The sequence below is a fragment of the Rhodococcus sp. NPDC059969 genome, assembly GCF_042738325.1.
GTDB lineage: Bacteria > Actinomycetota > Actinomycetes > Mycobacteriales > Mycobacteriaceae > Rhodococcus_F.
The window spans coordinates 1-17,825 of sequence record NZ_JBHWUF010000002.1; the positions used below are offsets into that span (position 1 = coordinate 1).

Sequence of the window (17,825 nt, forward strand, 5' to 3'; positions counted from 1 at the left end):
GATCCCGAACGGGATCGCCGCAGCGCTTATCTGCCGAGAGTCTTACTTTTTGCCGCCGCCGAGGAGACCGCCGAGCAGGTCTCCGAGGCCGCCGCCACCGGATCCACCCAAGATGCCGCCGAGTGCGCCACCGATGCCGCCGCCGGAATTGCCACCGCCGCCGAGAATTCCGCCGAGGAGATCCCCGAGCCCGCCGCCGCCGGAGGCCTGGGTCTGCGCACCTGCGCCGCCGCCGGTGAACTGCTTGGCGAGGTAGGCCAGGACGATGGGAGCGAGGATCGGCAGCAACTGCTTCACCAGATCGTTTCCGCCGCCGCCGACTCCGCCGAGTGCGCTGGCGACCTGATCGGTGTTGCCGCCGAAGATGTTCGAGACGATCTTCTGACCGTCAGCGGTGTCGACTTTGCTGATGTCGACGCCGTCGTCGAGCAGGCTGGTGTCGGCGTGCGACTGCAACGCGCTTTCCAGCGAGGCCGCGCCTGCCGGATCTTGCGCATTGGCGCCGAGGCCACCGACGAGGGTCGGCAGTGCCGTCTTGACCGCCGATTCGGCAGTTGCCTGGTCTACGCCGAGTTGCTGCGCGATCTGGTCGATGGGGATCTGGGATAGAAGGTCGTCAAGCGATGCCATTGATGCCCTACCTCTTCTGGGGTACTACTCGTCAGTACCCGGCTGTTGCAGACACTAGTGAATGTCGGCGTCGACGGTAACCCTCCGGTTGCCGAGCGGTCAGGCTCGGGTCTTCTCGCGGGGGACCAGACACGCTAGGAGCGCGAGAATCAGTCCACCGGCCGTCAAGATGAATCCTGTCTGATTTGTCAGGATCGTGGAGTAGTTTTCCCTGATGACGTTGTCGAATTGGTCGTTCACTCGGTAGTAGAACGTGCCCAGAGTTCCCAATCCCACGATGATTCCGATCCACGCTGCAAGACGAGAACCGAACAATGCGGCAATCAGAATCAAAACGGCGGCGGCGAGCAAAAGTATCGCCATCGAACGGTAGAAGGTCACGGACTGATCGCCGATCTGCTCGATCGCCCAGCCCGCCGGAAAACCGTCCCGCAGGTCCTCGAGACGAACGTTGCCCGGTTTGACGCCGGCCAGAACGTACATGAACGAGCCGACGGCTACGGCGATCCCACAAATCAACAGAACCAGATGAACTAACGTGCGCATGCCACTCTCCCCATGATTGGAGTTCGGTAACGCGGTCGTCGCCGAGCCTAGCCGTGTCGAGAGTGTGAAGCCCGGTATCGAAGCGTGCACAATCATCTCCATGCCCGACAACATGCGTCGACTCGAAGAGATCTCGCTGTCCCTGCCGGAGGCAGAGCGTGTCGACATCGAAGCGTGGGATGGTCACCCGACGTTCCGGGTGCGCGGCAAGAACTTCGTGTTCTGCAACCTCGAAGCCACCTCCTTGACAGTCAAGTTGAGCAAGGAGGAATCCGAAGCGGTGGTGGCCACCGAACCAGGCGCAAGCGCTGCCGGCTACGGGCTCGGTCGCCACGGGTGGGTTGCACTCGACATCGGTACCGACGTTTCCGAGGAGAAATGGTCACAGCTCGAGGAGTGGATCTACACCTCGTTCACCCTCGTTGCGCCGAAGCGGCTTGCCCGGATCGTTCTCGATGCGGATGAGGAACGCTCGTAACGGATAGATTCGTCAGTACAGACGCCGACTAGACGAGGAATTGTCATGACGACACCGGAAACTTCACCGGCCACCGCACAGCCGGGCATGCCGCCGTGGGCGAAGAAGGCCATCGGGATCGCAGTGATGGCGGTGGTCCTGGTCATCGCCTACTTCATCCTTGCCGCCTTCCTGCCGCGTTGGTGGGCGCAGCGCATTGCGTCGCTGGCGAACGGCAGCTTCAGCGCCGGTATCGCGTGGGGACTACTGTTCGGTCTCGTCTGCACACTCGTCCCGCTGATCTTCTTCCGGGCGGTTTGGCAGGTGCGCAAGCGCAAGCATGCTCGAATCATGCAGATCACGGCTCTCGCGTTGGGTGTCATCTTCGCGCTGCCGAATCTGCTCTCTCTGACAGTTGTTCTCGGCAACAACAATGCAGCGCATGCGGGCGAGCGGATCCTCGACGTGGACGGTCCCGGATTCCGCGGAGCCTCCGTTGTCGGTGCAGTCCTCGGCGTCGCGTTGTTCCTGGGTCTCGTTGCGCTCGGCTACCTGTACAAGAAGCGTGGCAAGGATCTCGACAAGATGCGCGGTGAACTCAAGCAGCACGAGCCGCAGAGCAAGGGCGAGGCACCGGCTCCCGAAATCTGAGTCAGCTCTTCGATCGAGTACTCAGGCCGACACCGACTCCGACGGTTCCCGCCGCCACCAGTCCGGCGAGCGGGACCGCCCAGTGTCCGGCGAACGTGCAGGCGAGAACCAGGATTGCGCTCACCGGTAGAACGGCCTGCTCGATCCTGTCGCGCTTGAAGTGCCGTGAGTGCATGAGCCACACGAAGATCAAGAACATCGCGGCTGGGATCGTGACCGCAGCAGATGCTGCGAATGTTGAAATGTGCGCTTCGCCGACTGCTTCCTCGACGGCTACTTCGATCCCGGCGCCGATGGCCGCAGCGGACCCGAATACGAAGTAGTGTCCGTACCCCCACAACAGGACAGCGCGATTGCCCTGGTCTGCGAGGTACTCGTGGATCGGGACGGCGAAGTAGATCCACAACGCGGAGAACACGATCAGAACTCCGCCGACGGCAATGGGGATCAGTAGATCGGCGGCGTCGAAGTCACGAATGCCGGATTGGACCGCGATGGTGGCGGCAGCAATGGTTTCGCCGAGCATGATGATGGTGAAGAGGCCGTAGCGTTCGGCGATGTGATGCGGGTGCCACGGCGTCTGGTGGTTGCGTTCGGCGATTGCCGGCACCGCGAGTTCGGCAATCATCAGAACGAAGAAGCTGGGTATCCACGCCGACGCCGGCATCAGAAGCAGCACGATCCAGCCCGCCTGAACGATCACGAGTCCGGCGGCGTACTGCAGCGCTGTGGTTCGCGCCGCACCGGTTTCACCGCTCGCGGCTCGAAGCCATTGGCACGTCAGTGCTATCCGCATGATGAGGTAGCCGACGATAGCTGTCGTGCGGTCGGTTCCGTCGAAAGCGTCGGGGATTCCGGCGGCAAAGACGAGAACGCCACAGATCTGTACGAAGGTCGCGATCCGGTAGGGGACGTCGTCCGTGTCGTAGGCAGAGGCGAACCAGGTGAAGTTCACCCACGCCCACCACAGCGCGAAGAAGACGAACATGTAACCGGCGATGCCGTCGGCGTAGTGGCCTTCGGCAACGGCATGCACCAGTTGAACTCCGGCTTGCGCAGCTGCCACCACAAAACACAGGTCGAAGAACAGTTCGAGTGGCGTCGACGCTCGATGGTCCTCGTCGCGGCTGCGTGCGCGCATCCGGATGATCGGCATAACGGCCCGGCCGTGGCCCGCGCCTGTACTGGTGTGTTCTGTCATCGTCCCCACCTTGCTCCGACGTGAAGTGCAGGAGCGCAGTCTAGGGCGAATTCCGCCGGGTCGACGAATGAGACATTTCGCCCCTCACCACACGAGAACGGGTTTGATGACGCGCCCCGACGCTTGATCTTCGACGGCTTTGTCGATGTCGGAGAAGGCGTAGCGCGTCACCAAGCGGTCGATCGGAAACTGGCCACCAGTGAAGAGTTCGACGAGTTCGGGGATGAATGTCGCGACTTCCGATTCACCTTCGATGCATCCTCGAATTGCCTTTCCGCTCAGCATGATGTCGGCCATGTTCACCTCGACTGTCGACGCTCCGAGCCCGACCACCGCCAGTGTTCCCCGCGCACGAAGTGATGCGACGGCTTGATTGATCACGGCGCCGATGCCGGTGGTGTCGAGGGAATGCGTCGAGCCACCGTCGGTGGCGGCGCGAACCGCTTCCATCGCGTCTTCGGTGGTCGGGTCGACGGTGACGGCGCCGAATTCCTCGGCGAGGCTTCGTCGATGTGCAACGGGGTCCACGGCAACCAGGGTGGAAACCCCGGCAGCCCGTGCTGCCAGCAGCGCCGCGAATCCGACGCTTCCGGCTCCGAAAACGACAAACGTCGAGTCGGGCTCGGGGCGAAGCAGATTCAGGACCGCACCGGCGCCGGTTTGGAACCCGCAGCCGAGCGGAGCCGCGACGGTCAGATCCACCGCAGGATCGACGACAACGGTGTTGTCGGCAGAGGCGATGACGTATTCCGCGAAACTGGACTGACCGAAGAATGCAGACCGTATCGGAGTTCCGTTTCGCCGGATCGGCGTCGAGCCGTCGGTGCGTGCGCCAGAGCTGTTGAGCCTGTGGGAGCTTTCGCAATATGCCCGATGACCGCTGAGGCACTGCCTGCACGCACCGCAACTGCGGTAGCTCAGCAACACGTGATCACCGGGTGAAATGCTGTCGATCGACGAGCCGACGGCCTCGACCACCCCCGCCCCTTCGTGCCCGAACACACAGGGGCCGAGGCTTTCCGGGAGCACCGACTTCGTGAACAAATCTGTGTGGCACAGACCTGTTGCGACGATGCGAACAAGGATCTCGTCTGCACGGGGTTCGTCGATCTCGACGGTGTCGAGTGTGAAGGGGGAGTGCGGTCCGTGCGAGAGCGCCGCTGTCATCTGCATTGCAGACGTCGAATTCTGTTCGGCGCGAATCACGCTCGCTCGAGTAGGAAGTAGTAGTGCTGCCCGCCGTCGAGAACCAACGCCGACTTTCCGTTCATGATGCCCATGAGTGTCGAGTCGTCGACCTTCTTGAAGTGGTCGAAGATCGGCGCGCCGTCGTAGACCATCGTCGCCGTGACTTCGCCGCGAAACTCGATGTTCCACAGGCTTGCTTCGCCATTGCCGCCCTTGACGTCGGAATAGAGGTTTCCGTCCTTGTCGCGACAGATCAACGGCTTTGCGTCCTCGACCGAGTTGAAGGTCTTGCCGTACCAGCGACTCGCGAACAGCTTTTCGTGCAGCCGGTGACCGGTGGCGAAGTCGTCACCCTTCCAATCACCGAGTATGTCCGCGGCTGCGACGGTATCCAGCGCCGCCCACACGTCGTCGAGTTCTTCTGGCGACACACCACTTTCCGCTGCACGGAGCCGGGCGAAAGCGGTTCGGGCTTCGTCGAGATTCATGTCTCTCCTTGCATCGGCGGGTAGGCCGCATGTCAGTTCGCGAACCAAATTGTTCGTCAACTTTGCACGCTACGCCGAACCGGATGGTTCGGCAACGGTCGATTCGTTCTAGGCTGTGAACATGCGCTCAGCAGGGGAAGCCACGAGGGACCGCATTCTGGCGGCCGCAAAGGACGAATTTGCCACGTACGGTCTGGCCGGCGCGCGGATCAATCGAATCGCCGCGCAAGCGCGTGCCAGCAAAGACCGTCTCTATGCTTACTTCGCAAGCAAGGAAGAGTTGTTCGCTGCCGTCACTGAACAGTGGACGTCCGAAACCACAGCGGAGACAGCGCTTCGAGGTGATGACCTGCCGGGCTATGCAGGTCGGCTTTTCGACAACTACGTCGCCCATCCCGAGAACGCTCGATTGCAGCAGTGGGCGGATCTCGAAGCGCCGGATGTCATGAGCGAGGACGACATACGAAGCAAGACCTTCCGGCCGAAAATTGCGGAGATTCGCAAGGGACAGCTCGAGGGGCACATTGATCCGGAGTGGAATCCCACGGAATTGATTCTGTTGATCACGGACATCGCCCGGATGTTTGCGCTCAAGTCGTCCCGTACCGTCGCTCGACGTCGCGAGGCTGCGGTGGAGGCGGTTCGTCGATTGACTGCTGTGCCCTGACTCGGAGAATTACGGATCTCAATGCTGCTCCGCTAGGCGTGACGTGGAACTATTGATCCACAAGTCTACCTAAAAGGGGCACATTGATGAGTGGTCGTTCCGGAGCACACGAGTTGCCGATAGGCGGAACCGATACTCCCGGTGATCGTTTCGGTCATCTGATCGAGCGTCGTGACGACGCAGATTTCCCGTTCTACAACGATGTTCCCGCTGCGCTCTCGGTGAAGCAATGGTTGACAGTGTGGGCATCCGTCGTCGTCGGATTTGCTGCATTGGTGCTCATCCCGCAGCCCGACAACGTTGTGGCCCTGATTCCACGAATTCTGTTCGTGACGGTTCCGTTGGCTGTGCTGGCCATGGTGACAAGAGATCATTGGCGCGCCCTGTTTCGCAAAGTCAGTGGCCACGATGTGTTGGTGATGATCGGTTTTGCCGTCCTCAACCTCATTCTGACGGTGGTATTGGCTTTGATCGTCAAGTCGGTTTTCGGGGTATCGGCCAACGACGTAATCGAGGATGTCGGCGACGCCGGCGCTGTGGACACCGTTGCCTTTTACGTAGGGACACTGTTCCAACTTGTCGGTGAAGAAGTCTTCACGATCATCCCGTTCCTCGCCGTGATGTACTTCCTGTTCGCCAAGGCAAAGCTTTCGCGCAAGAACGCGATTCTCTTGGCCTGGCTGATCAGTTCCCTGTGGTTTGCGGCAGCACACCTTCCGACATACGACTGGAATTTCGCGCAAGCCTTCATCATTATCGGTGGGGCTCGAATTATCCTGACGCTTGCCTACATTCGCACGAAGAATCTGTGGGTCTCCTCAGGTGCGCACATCATCAACGACTGGACGCTTTTCACGCAGGCACTGGTGGCCAACGCGGCGTTCCTCGCCCTCTGAACCGAGAAACGCCGCATTGGACAGTGGTCGGCTGTCGGTCAGAGCTTGACCGACGGCTGACCACTCCTGATTCGGCTTACCTCGGATCGAGCGAATTCGACTCGACCGCTTTCTGTTCCGCGGCCTTCGGCCAGCGCATCGGCAAGATCCGCGGCGGCCTCGAGCACGTACCCGTTGCGCTTGCGGTCGGCATGGTTTCCCGCTGACTTCCGGAAAGCCTTGCGTGCCTTACGGTCGCCGCACAGTGCCGTCAGTTCGTCACCGGTGATGACGCCGCGCTCGACCTCCGGGGCGAGAACCTCACGGAGGAACTGGCGCTCACGCGGAACCGTCATTCGAAACACGCGGACCACGAGGATCAAGGCGGCAGCGATCATAATGACGAAGAGCAGAAAGAGGAGTGCATTCTTGCCCTGCGCCAAGGCGCCGGCGGAATCCCACAGGCCGTGGAGGAGCATCGCGGATGCCATCAAGGCGAGACCACGCCCAACACGCCGTGGTTCGGCCGGACGCCCAAGGAGGTAGACCAGTCCGGTGCAGAAGATCGCACTGTAGAGCGTATGTGCTGCCACTCCGAAGACCATGCGGAGGACGATCGTCGACATTTCGGCGCCGACCGGATTTGCTCCGAACTGCGAGGCAGCCGAGTTCAATGCGTAGAGAATGTCTTCGAAGATCTGGAAGCCGAGCCCGATGAAGGCGCCGAGAATGAAGCCGTCGAACGCGGTGCGCACCAAGCGAGATGCCAGCGAGATGAGCAGGAGCAATCCGACGCCCTTGGCGATTTCCTCGGTGAACGGCGCTGTCAATCCTGCGCCCCAATCCGACGCCCATGCCTGTCCGAACGTTTTGGCGTACAGGGCAAGTATCGCGTCGTTGGCGTTCGCTGCCATCACCCACGTAGCCGCGAAACTGCCCCAGAAGAACGCCACCACGATCAGTTTGACGGGCTGGCGTGCGTACCGGTCGATGTGGTGGGTGAACCACCAGAAGACCGCGCCGTACACGCCGAAGAGCGCGATGGACAATGCTATGGCGTCGCCGTAGGCGGGTGCGGAGGCCGAGAGCATGGAGAAGAGCTTGAAGGCGCCGCTGACCACCAACAGCAGGTACACCCAGAAGGCTGCGTTGCGTGGTTGATAGAAAGCGAAAGACCGCCCCCAGCCCGAGTTTTCGATAGCTTCCGCTCGAATGGTGATCAGATCGTCGGTCGTCTGTACTACGGGAGCGGTCATCACTTGCCCTCTCCGGTTCGGTGGCCGATGCTCACTATCATGTGAGCGATGTCGTCGGTGATCGTCGGAGCCACGTCGCTCGGACCGGTGGACACCACTTCGATGCCCTTACCGTCGACGACAAATGCGGCGATCACGCCGTCTGTGGTCGAATTCGAGTAGCTGGTCAGCACTCCGCGGATGCCGCTTTCCGTAGTGATTGCGGAGGCATCGTCGCTCACCCGGAGTGACTTCTCGGTAGCGAGGGCATCGGAAGTCTTCTTGATCTGTTCGAGGAGGGCGTTTGCGTCACCGGTGAAAGACGCTGTGTATACGGTGAACATCGCACCTCCGTTCACGAGTGTGGCGCGAGGAGGGAACGAACCGGTCACCGGTGCATCAGCCTCCCGGACGCCGTCGGTGATTCCCCACCCCGGAGCGGGAACGAAGGTGACGCCGTACTGGAGTTCCATGACGTCGCCCGCGACGACGGGGTCGTCGTAGGAGACGGCGTCGTTGATCTGCGGAATGACGATGCTCATCACGATTGCGACAGCCAATACGATGGCGGCCGGAAGGATGGTCGTGCGGTCGAGACCGAACCACCGCCGATCAACCGGGACCCAGCGGTCGTCGGGTTCGTATCGGGTAGGCGTCGGACCTTCCCGTTCCGTGACGTTGGTCTGCGTCATCAATGCCTCGGCTTCTGTGGGTATCTGGGTTGAAGAGTTCGCGCACAACAGTTTCCGATGCCTGTTCACCGGAGAGCGCCGGCAGGCCCCGAGAATCCGAGGAGTGAGCTTGTCTGTGAAGAAATTATCAAACCGGATGTTTCGGACTGCGGACGAAACGCGTTGTTTCCATCGGGACTCGCAATAGGTGCAGCTCGACCGTCGCGTGAGGCGGCGGTCTGGATTTACGGATTTCTCAGTAACGGTGCGTACCTTGGGCGTCGGCTCGTTGACGCCCTCGGGATGTTGACGTGCCGCCAAAACTTTTGTTGTCGACTGTTCAGATGCTGGTGAGCAAAAGGATCGCGGCCGGCCACCCTGGCTGAATATCGTCGACACCGAGCGTGTTCCTTCGGTGCGCGCACCTGTTCAGCATCTGGAGTGGACCCGTGTCGAAGTGGCAGTACGCATGAAGATCTCGAAGAAGATGGCGCTGGTCGTTGCGGCGGCATTCGCCCTGACAGCGGGCTCGGCGCAAGTCGGAACCGCCCGCGCGGACACGCCGGTCAGGGTGAGCGTGGCCGGCCATGTAGTGAGCGCTGGGCATTTCGAGCAGGTGCGGCGCCCCAACCGGTGCGTGAAGGCCGCACCGGGGAAGCCGAAACCGAGCGAGCAGAAGTCCACGAATCGCAGTGGGCGTCGAGGTGGTGGGGGATGCTTCTGACCTCGTCGGCCGCATTCGAAGGTTCCGTCCTGCAAATCTGAAACACGTTCTAGTATCGGGTCGTGGACGTGAGTTATGAGGGGACCAAACGGGAAGTCGCTACCGACAAGGGCACCTTGCGCTATCACGAGGCAGGTGAGGGTCCGCCGTTGATCCTGTTGCACGGCTCGGGGATCGGCGTGAGTGGTTGGCGGAATTACCGGGGGAACCTCGCGGTGTTCGCGAAGCATTTCCACTGCTACATCCTGGAGTTCCCGGGGTTCGGCGTGAGCGATCCCGTCGACGGTCATCCGGTTCTCACGGCAGCTTCGTCGGTGAACCGATTCATGGACGCGCTGGGAATCGAATCGGCTGCGATGATCGGCAATTCGATGGGTGGGGTAGTCGGCGTCAACGTCGCAATGAGGTTTCCCGATCGCGTCCGCAAGTTGGTCACCATCGGTGGCATCGGTCCGAACATTTTCAGTCAGAACCCGAGTGAAGGCACGCGACTCCTGCAGGACTTCGCCGACGGTCCCAGTCGCGAGAAGTTGGTTCGCTGGCTCGAGTGCATGGTCTACGACAAATCCGTGATCACCGAGGAGCGGATCGAGGAGCGGTGGGAAACGGCCAACGACCCGGCCTCGCACCAGGCATTGTCGGCGATGTACGGGTCCAAAGCCTTTGCCGCTCAGCAGCAGATGATGGCCAACTCGGACGCACCGCCCTACTGGTCGATGATGCACAAGGTGCAGTGCCCGACCTTGTTGACGTGGGGGCTCGATGATCGGCAGTGCCCACCGGACATGCCGATGATTCCGATGCGACTGATTCCGAACGCAGAACTGCACGTCTTCCCGAACTGCGGGCACTGGGTGATGATCGAAGCCAAGCAGGCATTCGAGCGGGTGACCCTCGAGTTTCTGCTTCGATGACTTGCTGATGCATTCGTGTAGCTCGAATGCACAAGACCCGGCGCCTCCGAATGAGGTGCCGGGTCTGCGTTTGTGCCCCCAGTAGGACTCGAACCTACGACCTGCGGATTAAAAGTCCGTAGCTCTACCAACTGAGCTATAGGGGCGCGGCGCAGAGTCTAACGGGACCGCAGGGTTCGTGAAAACACCACCCCCACCAGAAGTGCAATTCCGATGATGGCGATGGTCCCACCGGTGCGATGCAGACCCGCGTCGTCGATGGTTCCGCGCATGGTCAGCTCGATGACGACGGCAGCAAGATTGGCGCCGATGTACTGGATTGTTCGGTACAGGCCGATCGCCGTTCCGACATCTGCAGAGGTGGTCACCGAGTTGATCAAGTTCTGGTTTCCCATGTTGTTGAAGCCGTTGGGAATGCCCAGGATCGCCGCGATCAGTAGGAGCGCCACCAGTGGCGTCGAGCTCGATTCGACAAAGGCGATCAGAACCCCGCCAACCGCCAAGGCGGCGGTGCCGATCAGCAGGGTGATCCGTGCGCCGAATTTCCCGTACACCCTCGATGCGGACATGGTCGCGAAGATCCCGACCGCAGCGACAGGGAGCATGAAGAGTCCCGCGCTGATCGGTGACATTCCTCGGGCCACCTGCAGCCACTGGGGGAGTCCGAAGAAAATGCAGTAGAACGCCGTGTAGGTCAGAAGGGTCCGGGCGAGAGTCATGCTCAACGCTCGGTTTCGCGCGACAGCTCGGACGTCGATGAACGCCGAGGTGGTTCGCCGTTCCCACCAGACGAACAGGAACGCGAATAGAGCCGTCGACGGGACGAGGTACCACTTCGCTTGCTCGGCAAGAGAGAGGAGAAAGAGCATCGTAGATGTCGTCAGTGCCAGGAACAGGGCGATGCCGAGTGGGTCGAGAGACTTGAACAGAGCAGCGGCACCGGCCCTGTCGGGCAGGGCGGAGTCGCTCGGAGCGGCGAAGAGGACCCATATTGCAGTAACTACGACAAGTGGGAGGTTCACCCACATGATCGACTGCCAACCGAGTGTGCCGACCAGCAACCCACCGAGGGTAGGCCCCAGTGCGACTACCGATTGTGCACAAATGGTGAGTGTTGCGATGGCTGAACGGGTTTGAGCCCGGTGGCGATCGGCATATTCACGGATGACGGTCATTGCATTCGGATACTGTGTCGCGGTGCCGATTCCGAGCAGGATTCGTGCGGCGATCAGCCAACCCAGTGACGGAGCGAGCGAGCCGAGGATCGATCCAGCAGCGATCAGGCCCAACCCGGCGAGGTAGACGCGTTTGGCTCCGAGAATAGATCCGAGTCGCCCGGCAGCCGGGGCCGTGACAGCAGTCGCGATGTAGAGGGCCGAGATCACCCAGGCCGTGCCGGAACTCGAACCGAAGTAGGTGGCGATCGGGACGATTGCCACCGCAATCATCGACGAGTTCAATGCCTGAAGAACGGTTCCCGAACCGAGAGCAAGACTCAGTTTCAGCGGAACGGAGGTTTGGGGTGTCGACGTTACGGCGACGGCGGTCACGGGTTCATCAGTGACTCCTCTGATGCGGATGCGGATGCTGGGGTCACGTCCTGGCCGAGTTTGCGCAGGATGCGGCCGGCGATCAGCAGCAAGTCGCGCTCGGCTTCGGTGCACTCGGCTTCGATGACCTCGGCCAGCCACGCTGTGCGTTTCGTTCGGTCTTCGTGCAGGGTCGATGTCCCGAGTTCGGTCATCGTGACCAGGACCGCGCGACCGTCCGATGGATCCGAACTGCGTGTCACCATCCCCTGCTCTTCGAGTGCGGTCACCGTCTTTGCGATGGACTGCGGCGTGACTCGCTCGAACTGCGCCAACGCTTTCGCGGTCGACGGACCTTGTCGATCTAGGTGGCCGAGGGCCTGGATTTGGCTTGGCGTGAGTTTGTGGTCGTTGCGTTTGGTGCGGAGCCGCCGGACGAAGGCGCCCAGATCATCCCAAAGTACGTCGATGTCGTCTCTGGTTTCGCTGCGATCCTTACCTGCGTTCATTTAGACAGTCTAACTGTGTTATTTCAATGCTTCCAGTGCTGTTTTGTCGAAAAATGGGGAATAAACAATCGCTTTGGTTGCTTAAAACACTGGGACTGTTACGCCTTGGTCGGCAAAGTGGTTTCACCCGAATGGTCGGATTGTCGGCGTCCCAGGCAATAAAGAGCTCGGATGCGCACCCCCTGTGCCGCACCCGAGCGGCCAAAACCATACCACTTGGTGTCCTTTGGGCATAAAGTCGGTTGTTGTCCCCTGAACAGCCGATTGCGACTAGTACTTTTGGCGGGTATCGCTCTAGTCCTTACGTAGGGTGTGTTGGAGGGGATACTGTGAAGTTTCGGGGGGATGACAGGCGCCGATCACGGCGATTCTGCGTACCAACTCTGCGAGAGGCACAACACCGTAAATGGCACGTCAACAAGAGCGTGCGCGGCGTACCCGCGCCGCCCTGGTCGAAGCGGCTGCAGTCGAATTCGCCAAGCGCGGCTATGCAGCTGCGTCGGTGAACACGATCCTCGAGGGCTCCCGCGCCACCAAAGGCGCCATGTATTTTCATTTCCAGTCCAAGGAAGAGTTGGCGCGAGCAGTTTTGACCTCAGCCATCGAAACCTTCACTGGAATCACTGATCGCTGGGCCAAGAGAACAGACCTCGATCCGTTCGTTGCATTGCACGGACTCGTGCTCGACATTGCCGAAGTCTTTCGTGCCGAGGTAATCGTGCAGGCGGAATTCCGGCTGATCATCGAGCCCGAGTTCTACAAGGACGTGCAATCGGGTGGCGGGCAGGTCTGGGGTAAGACCGCTTACGAGTTGGCGGTACGTGCCAAGGACGACGGATTGCTGCGAGAAGATGCCGACCCGGTCAAATTCACGCGCGTGCTGGCGGCCGGCCTTGCGGGTCAGCGGTACATGGCAGACCTGATTGCCTCCAGTGGAGAGCTGGGCGAGTGGTTCGAGGAGTCTCTCGAAGTGGTCCTCGAAGCCATGGCGACGCCGCAGTGGTTGGAGACGTTCCATCGTGACGGATGGCCTCAGGTGGAGTTCCCTGACACCGAATAGCGTACTTTTTCGCCCGTGAACAGGCGATTTGTGATTTCCGAATGCCGTGCCATAAGCTATCCAAGCTCCCAACGGAACGCCGTTGGGGTACTAGTTCGGAGAGATCCGGCGGGCCCCCTTCGTCTAGCGGCCTAGGACGCCGCCCTTTCAAGGCGGTAGCGCGGGTTCGAATCCCGTAGGGGGTACGTTTTGCGAAAGCGAAACGATGCAGTATGGTTTGACCCGCACGACACGCTTTGAGATGCACAAATGCCAGACCAGGACAGTGGTTTGGGAGCGGCTCGAAGATGTAGTACGGTTTCACAGCAAGGAAAAAGCAAGGCCCTGTGGCGCAGTTGGTTAGCGCGCCGCCCTGTCACGGCGGAGGTCGCGGGTTCGAGTCCCGTCAGGGTCGCAAAGCGTTGTTCTCAGTCTCTTGATTGAGAACAACGCAATGCGATAGGCATTCGGTTCGGGTGCCGTCCGGCCAGGTAGCTCAGTTGGTACGAGCGTCCGCCTGAAAAGCGGAAGGTCGCCGGTTCGATCCCGGCCCTGGCCACCATGATCTTTTGAGAAAAGGCTCCGACATCATGTGTCTTGACATGATGTCGGAGCCTTTTCTCGTTCAGTGATTGTTTTCCTTCCAGAGGTAACTATTCTCCGACCCGAACCGGCTGGGAATGCTGCAACGGGTAGCTGTAAGCATTGTTCCGGCGCTTACAGCTACCCGTCGCGAAGTCCAAACCTCAATTATGGCGTGGCATGAGAATCCGATGCTGTCAGGGGATGCTCTCATCGAGGAAATTGGTGTAAAACCTTGTAGTTCAGACCCTTTCGGTGAAAGCGCCTACTCGGCCACGTCTTCATGTCCGTCCGCATCCACCGCTGGGCGATATGTAAGGCATGCCCCTCATCGGTCTGCCCACAATGGTCTCTGAGTGGTGATGACAGAACAGTGCGAACTGCCGGGAAGCTCGGCACTTCGAATCCTGGCGAGGTATCAATCGACCGCATTGAAGAATCCGCGACGTACAAGGAATCTTCACCGTCTCAGGACAGGGCGCGGCCCGACGTTTTCTGTCCCAAAACCACCACAACAGCGATCGCGGTGGCCAGTAATGCAACGAGGCCGAGGAAGATCTGCGCAAAACTGACCCCAGCCGCGGACAGGTAACCGATTGCGATTGGTGTGCCGATGGCACCTATTCGGCCCACTGCGGATGCAGCGCCCATGCCTGTCACGCGGATCGAGGTCGGGTAGAGCTCGGCGGTGTAGGTGTAGTAGACGGCAGCGACTCCGTTCAAGAATGCGGCGAGCAGCGCTGCACCGACAAGCAGCATCAAATTACTGTCGGACAACGCCACCAGCAAGGCGGAGCCGGTTGCACCTAACACGTAACCGGCGATCAACCATTTGCGTTCCAGTCGATCAATGAGCAATTGCGCGACGAAGTAGCCGGGGATCTGCGCGATCCCGACCACCAAGGTGAACAGGAACGACTTGGTGATTGTGAATCCCTTGTCCGTCACAAGCAGCGTTGGCAGCCAGGTGGAGAATCCGTAGTGGGCGCCCGTCAGCGCGAACCACAACAGCCACAACATCAACGTCGTGCGTGCCAATGGCCCGGCCCACAATTTCGTCAACGGCGCAAACATGCCCCCGGCACTGACGTTGGACTGCGTTGGTGCGCTCGTCTGGGTCCGCGCGGTTTCAGTGAGAGCCTCGGGATCGACCTCGCATTTTCGTTCGAAGTCCTCGATTATCGCGGTGGCTTCGGCGACCCGCCCACGTGAGAGGAGGTACCTGGGTGACTCGGGCATGCTGCGCCGCCACCAGAGAAGCAAGACTACGGGCAGTGCTGCGATCACTGCCGCGATCCGCCAACCGGTTTCGGGGTGGGGTGCGATCACCACTGGCGCCAATACTCCTGCCAAGATGTACCCGAGCGCAAGGAAACTGATGGTGCGGGCGACGAATCGGCCACGGACTCGTGCAGGCAGAAACTCGGAGATATACGGCGCGATCAAGGTGGCCTCTGCGCCGAGTCCGATGCCGGCGAGTATCCGCCAGACAAACAGTTCGGGAACCGTCGTCGATGTCCCTATCAAGAGACTGCAAAAACAGAACACCAGGAGCGCGGTGAGCATCATTCGCCGACGGCCGAACCGGTCCGCCAGAACACCGGCTAACAGAGCGCCTATCAGGTAGCCGACGAAAATCGACGACAGCAGCCACCCCGCTGTGCTTTTCGGGATGTGCCAAATCACGATCAGTGCTGAAAGCGCATATGACATGAGCGCGCCGTCGAACGAATCGAAAGTGTAGCCGAGTCCACCCATCAACATCAGCTTGCGATGAGGGCGTCCGGGCTTGAGTCGATCGAGGCGGAGCAGCAAATCGTCCTCATTCGAGACTGCATGTGAAACGGGTAATTCGGTCAAAATTCCTCCAATCGACGGGAATGTCGTCGGCAACGCTAGCTGCATTAGGTGTGTTCTGCAATACTTGTTGCATTGAAAATATGAGTTTGCTCACCATTGGGGTGGGGGCCTGACCCGCCTCGGTAACAGCGGGCGTTTCCGACTCGAGTGCCTGGATCTATCCGTCTCGGTGAATGTCCGGTCACCGGGAACGTGCTGTGCGTCACTCCGCCGAGAACTTCACTATTAGCGGGTTGCGGCCGATTCCTGGCCGCGTCTACTGGAAGTGAGGTGGAATCTCCGTGTCGAACTCGAGATCTCGGCGTATCGGGAAAGTCGGCCGTGTCGCCGTGGCGCTGCTCGGTGCCGGTGTCCTGTTGGTGGGCTGCGCGAGCAGCAATGACGACAGCGGTACCGACACGACGACCGCGTCGGGAGACATTGTGACCGGCATGGTCAACGAGCAGTCCGATCCGGGGAGCGCTGTCGCCGGCGGGACGATGACCTACGGCGTGCAGGTGCTCGTTCCCACTCTCGACCCGACCAAGACTGCCGCACGCGGCGGTTCCGGCGGTGAAGCCTTCGCTGCTGTGTACGACGTCCTGATGAGTTACGACACTGCGAGCGGCGAGTTCGAGCCCAAGTTGGCTGAATCGCTCGAGACAGCTGACGACGGAGCCACCTGGACGCTGAAACTTCGCGACGGTGTGAAGTTCAGTGACGGCACTGCGCTCGATGCCAACGCGGTGATCGCGAGTATTGATCGGTACAACGCAGGCAAGGGCAACGGCGCAGAACTGTGGCTGGCATCGGTCGCCTCGATGAAAGCTTCGGATGCCACTACCGTGGTCTTCACTCTGACTACGCCCTGGATGCGTTTTCCGTCGATGCTGGCCCTCGGCCACGGAATGATCGTCGCTCCCAGCTCGCAGCAAGGTGACAAGTTCACTGCGGTTGGAGCCGGACCCTTCACCGAAGATGTCTTCACACCGAGCGTCGAGCGAATCTTCAAGGCCAACCCTTCCTACTACGGCGGCGCTCCCAAGCTGGACAAGTTGCGGATGGTTGCACTCAACGGTCCGCAGGCCAATCTCGAATCATTGAACAGCGGACAGCTCGACGTCGCTTACATTCGTGGCCTGACGTCGGCGATCAATTCTGCCAAGTCCGCTGGTTACCCCGGCTACATCGACGTGCTCAATGCCGGAAGCGCCGAGATCGTCAACAACCGTGAAGGCCGACCGGGCTCGGATGTTCGCGTTCGACAGGCTATCGGCTACGCGCTGGACACCACGTTGATCGATCAGCGAGTGGAAAACGGTGAGGGACTGCCGGGCTCGGAGTTGTTCGGACCGACGTCCCAATGGCATGTAGACACCCCGGGTATTGCCTACGACCCCGAAAAGGCGAAGGAACTTCTGAATCAGGCAAAGGCAGACGGATTCGACGGCACTCTTGACTACGTCGTTCTCAGTGAGCCGAAGGACCATGCGATCGGCCTCGCCGTGCAGTCACTGTTGCAGGCCGTCGGGTTCGAGGTGAACTTGATCTTGGCCAACAACGCCGGCGACATCGTGCAGAACGTCTACGTCAAGCACGATTTCGACCTCGCGCACGCGGGTATCGGAATGTACGAGTCGATTCTCGATCTCGGATTGTTCTCCACGACCAACAGCACCTCGATGGCGAACACCGCGGGTTACGCCAACCCCGCTATGGATCAGTTGATCGCTGATCTGCAGCAGACGAAGGACAACGCGTCGGCGCTGGCCGTGATCAGCAAGATCCAGACCTTGTGGAACGAAACGGTTCCGTCGGCTCCGGTCGGTGGATTGGCCTCTTTCTGGGCTTGGCAGAAGAACGTGCACGGTGTGGTTCCGACCGCAACGGGCATCATGTTGTTCGACCAGGCATGGATGGGCGCTGAGTAGCCATACGCGCAACCCGAGAGCCCCGTCCGACGTGAGTCGGGCGGGGTTTTGTCGTGCCCAGCTCGATAGCGTGAACACGCAACCCTTTCGATCATCGTGATTCTTTTGAAATATGTTGCTAGTCAAGGTAATTCGAATGATCGAATTTG

General features: G+C 60.4%; 18 protein-coding genes and 4 tRNA genes. 11 read left to right on the forward strand and 11 right to left on the reverse strand.

The window, feature by feature from the left end; translation table 11 throughout:
- Window positions 1-42 precede the first annotated feature (42 nt).
- Window positions 43-630: a DUF937 domain-containing protein gene (locus tag ACFWAD_RS08935; RefSeq protein WP_378446578.1), complete on the reverse strand. Its 588-nt coding sequence runs from the start codon at window positions 628-630 to the stop codon at window positions 43-45.
- Between the two features lie 99 nt (window positions 631-729).
- Window positions 730-1,176, reverse strand: a complete 447-nt coding sequence (locus ACFWAD_RS08940; RefSeq protein ID WP_378532009.1) for a hypothetical protein — start codon at window positions 1,174-1,176, stop codon at window positions 730-732.
- A 100-nt stretch (window positions 1,177-1,276) separates the two neighbouring features.
- Here ACFWAD_RS08940 and ACFWAD_RS08945 point away from each other — a divergent pair, with 100 nt between their 5' ends.
- Window positions 1,277-1,654, forward strand: coding sequence for an MmcQ/YjbR family DNA-binding protein (locus ACFWAD_RS08945; RefSeq protein WP_378542981.1), 378 nt, complete (start codon window positions 1,277-1,279; stop codon window positions 1,652-1,654).
- A gap of 45 nt (window positions 1,655-1,699) precedes the next feature.
- Window positions 1,700-2,284, forward strand: a complete 585-nt coding sequence (locus ACFWAD_RS08950; RefSeq protein WP_378542983.1) for a hypothetical protein — start codon at window positions 1,700-1,702, stop codon at window positions 2,282-2,284.
- Between the two features lies 1 nt (window position 2,285).
- Here ACFWAD_RS08950 and ACFWAD_RS08955 read toward each other — a convergent pair whose 3' ends face one another.
- The 3 genes from ACFWAD_RS08955 to ACFWAD_RS08965 form a co-directional block, all read right to left on the reverse strand.
- Window positions 2,286-3,485: a low temperature requirement protein A gene (locus tag ACFWAD_RS08955; protein ID WP_378542985.1), complete on the reverse strand. Its 1,200-nt coding sequence runs from the start codon at window positions 3,483-3,485 to the stop codon at window positions 2,286-2,288.
- Between the two features lie 84 nt (window positions 3,486-3,569).
- On the reverse strand, window positions 3,570-4,658 hold the full coding sequence (locus tag ACFWAD_RS08960) for an NAD(P)-dependent alcohol dehydrogenase (RefSeq protein ID WP_378543826.1): 1,089 nt from the start codon (window positions 4,656-4,658) through the stop codon (window positions 3,570-3,572).
- A gap of 29 nt (window positions 4,659-4,687) precedes the next feature.
- Window positions 4,688-5,161 carry a DUF4334 domain-containing protein gene (locus ACFWAD_RS08965; RefSeq protein ID WP_378542987.1) on the reverse strand — a complete coding sequence of 158 codons (474 nt, stop codon included), beginning with the start codon at window positions 5,159-5,161 and terminating at the stop codon, window positions 4,688-4,690.
- A 121-nt stretch (window positions 5,162-5,282) separates the two neighbouring features.
- Here ACFWAD_RS08965 and ACFWAD_RS08970 point away from each other — a divergent pair, with 121 nt between their 5' ends.
- The gene (locus tag ACFWAD_RS08970) at window positions 5,283-5,828 is read left to right on the forward strand and encodes a TetR family transcriptional regulator (RefSeq protein ID WP_378542989.1); all 546 of its coding nucleotides are present in this window, start codon (window positions 5,283-5,285) and stop codon (window positions 5,826-5,828) included.
- Between the two features lie 86 nt (window positions 5,829-5,914).
- The gene (locus tag ACFWAD_RS08975) at window positions 5,915-6,724 is read left to right on the forward strand and encodes a CPBP family intramembrane glutamic endopeptidase (protein WP_378532019.1); all 810 of its coding nucleotides are present in this window, start codon (window positions 5,915-5,917) and stop codon (window positions 6,722-6,724) included.
- A gap of 38 nt (window positions 6,725-6,762) precedes the next feature.
- On the opposite strand, the gene ACFWAD_RS08980 is transcribed toward ACFWAD_RS08975, so the two are convergent.
- Complete coding sequence (locus ACFWAD_RS08980) at window positions 6,763-7,959, reverse strand: PrsW family intramembrane metalloprotease (protein WP_378532021.1); 1,197 nt, start codon at window positions 7,957-7,959, stop codon at window positions 6,763-6,765.
- Entirely contained in the window at window positions 7,959-8,630 is a 672-nt protein-coding gene (locus ACFWAD_RS08985) for a hypothetical protein (RefSeq protein WP_378532023.1), read from the reverse strand. The genes ACFWAD_RS08980 and ACFWAD_RS08985 overlap by 1 nt, the downstream gene beginning before the upstream one ends.
- Before the next feature lie 394 nt (window positions 8,631-9,024).
- On the opposite strand from ACFWAD_RS08985, the gene ACFWAD_RS08990 reads away from it, so the two are divergent.
- On the forward strand, window positions 9,025-9,333 hold the full coding sequence (locus ACFWAD_RS08990; RefSeq protein ID WP_378542991.1) for a hypothetical protein: 309 nt from the start codon (window positions 9,025-9,027) through the stop codon (window positions 9,331-9,333).
- A gap of 62 nt (window positions 9,334-9,395) precedes the next feature.
- Complete coding sequence (locus ACFWAD_RS08995; RefSeq protein ID WP_378542993.1) at window positions 9,396-10,247, forward strand: alpha/beta fold hydrolase; 852 nt, start codon at window positions 9,396-9,398, stop codon at window positions 10,245-10,247.
- A gap of 73 nt (window positions 10,248-10,320) precedes the next feature.
- Here the strand turns inward: ACFWAD_RS08995 and ACFWAD_RS09000 are convergent.
- The 3 genes from ACFWAD_RS09000 to ACFWAD_RS09010 all read right to left on the reverse strand — a co-directional run bounded on the left by ACFWAD_RS09000 (window position 10,321) and on the right by ACFWAD_RS09010 (window position 12,285).
- Window positions 10,321-10,393 (reverse strand) — tRNA-Lys (locus ACFWAD_RS09000).
- 12 nt (window positions 10,394-10,405) lie between these two features.
- Window positions 10,406-11,797, reverse strand: coding sequence for an MFS transporter (locus ACFWAD_RS09005; RefSeq protein ID WP_378542995.1), 1,392 nt, complete (start codon window positions 11,795-11,797; stop codon window positions 10,406-10,408).
- A complete protein-coding gene (locus ACFWAD_RS09010; protein WP_378542997.1) occupies window positions 11,794-12,285 on the reverse strand; it encodes a MarR family winged helix-turn-helix transcriptional regulator in 492 nt (163 codons plus the stop codon). The genes ACFWAD_RS09005 and ACFWAD_RS09010 overlap by 4 nt, the downstream gene beginning before the upstream one ends.
- Window positions 12,286-12,691: 406 nt before the next feature.
- On the opposite strand from ACFWAD_RS09010, the gene ACFWAD_RS09015 reads away from it, so the two are divergent.
- From ACFWAD_RS09015 to ACFWAD_RS09030, 4 genes are all read left to right on the forward strand, one after another.
- The gene (locus ACFWAD_RS09015) at window positions 12,692-13,345 is read left to right on the forward strand and encodes a TetR family transcriptional regulator (RefSeq protein ID WP_378532033.1); all 654 of its coding nucleotides are present in this window, start codon (window positions 12,692-12,694) and stop codon (window positions 13,343-13,345) included.
- A 112-nt stretch (window positions 13,346-13,457) separates the two neighbouring features.
- A tRNA-Glu gene (locus tag ACFWAD_RS09020) sits at window positions 13,458-13,530 on the forward strand.
- Window positions 13,531-13,665: 135 nt separating this feature from the next.
- Window positions 13,666-13,739 (forward strand) — tRNA-Asp (locus ACFWAD_RS09025).
- A 70-nt stretch (window positions 13,740-13,809) separates the two neighbouring features.
- Window positions 13,810-13,886, forward strand: a tRNA-Phe gene (locus ACFWAD_RS09030).
- A gap of 488 nt (window positions 13,887-14,374) precedes the next feature.
- Here the strand turns inward: ACFWAD_RS09030 and ACFWAD_RS09035 are convergent.
- Entirely contained in the window at window positions 14,375-15,766 is a 1,392-nt protein-coding gene (locus ACFWAD_RS09035) for an MFS transporter (RefSeq protein WP_378542999.1), read from the reverse strand.
- 281 nt (window positions 15,767-16,047) lie between these two features.
- On the opposite strand from ACFWAD_RS09035, the gene ACFWAD_RS09040 reads away from it, so the two are divergent.
- Complete coding sequence (locus ACFWAD_RS09040; protein ID WP_378543001.1) at window positions 16,048-17,676, forward strand: ABC transporter substrate-binding protein; 1,629 nt, start codon at window positions 16,048-16,050, stop codon at window positions 17,674-17,676.
- The last annotated feature ends 149 nt before the right edge of the window (window positions 17,677-17,825 follow it).

Excerpts from the sequence above, each read along its gene's own strand:
- ACFWAD_RS08975 (WP_378532019.1), top strand. The coding sequence starts at position 5,915 with ATGAGTGGTCGTTCCGGAGCACACGAGTTGCCGATAGGCGGAACCGAT.
- ACFWAD_RS08980 (WP_378532021.1), bottom strand. The coding sequence starts at position 7,959 with ATGACCGCTCCCGTAGTACAGACGACCGACGATCTGATCACCATTCGA.
- ACFWAD_RS08965 (WP_378542987.1), bottom strand. The coding sequence starts at position 5,161 with ATGAATCTCGACGAAGCCCGAACCGCTTTCGCCCGGCTCCGTGCAGCG.
- ACFWAD_RS08950 (WP_378542983.1), top strand. The coding sequence starts at position 1,700 with ATGACGACACCGGAAACTTCACCGGCCACCGCACAGCCGGGCATGCCG.
- ACFWAD_RS08970 (WP_378542989.1), top strand. The coding sequence starts at position 5,283 with ATGCGCTCAGCAGGGGAAGCCACGAGGGACCGCATTCTGGCGGCCGCA.
- ACFWAD_RS08960 (WP_378543826.1), bottom strand. The coding sequence starts at position 4,658 with ATGCAGATGACAGCGGCGCTCTCGCACGGACCGCACTCCCCCTTCACA.
- ACFWAD_RS08935 (WP_378446578.1), bottom strand. The coding sequence starts at position 630 with ATGGCATCGCTTGACGACCTTCTATCCCAGATCCCCATCGACCAGATC.
- ACFWAD_RS08940 (WP_378532009.1), bottom strand. The coding sequence starts at position 1,176 with ATGCGCACGTTAGTTCATCTGGTTCTGTTGATTTGTGGGATCGCCGTA.
- ACFWAD_RS08955 (WP_378542985.1), bottom strand. The coding sequence starts at position 3,485 with ATGACAGAACACACCAGTACAGGCGCGGGCCACGGCCGGGCCGTTATG.
- ACFWAD_RS09010 (WP_378542997.1), bottom strand. The coding sequence starts at position 12,285 with ATGAACGCAGGTAAGGATCGCAGCGAAACCAGAGACGACATCGACGTA.
- ACFWAD_RS09015 (WP_378532033.1), top strand. The coding sequence starts at position 12,692 with ATGGCACGTCAACAAGAGCGTGCGCGGCGTACCCGCGCCGCCCTGGTC.
- ACFWAD_RS08945 (WP_378542981.1), top strand. The coding sequence starts at position 1,277 with ATGCCCGACAACATGCGTCGACTCGAAGAGATCTCGCTGTCCCTGCCG.
- ACFWAD_RS08985 (WP_378532023.1), bottom strand. The coding sequence starts at position 8,630 with ATGACGCAGACCAACGTCACGGAACGGGAAGGTCCGACGCCTACCCGA.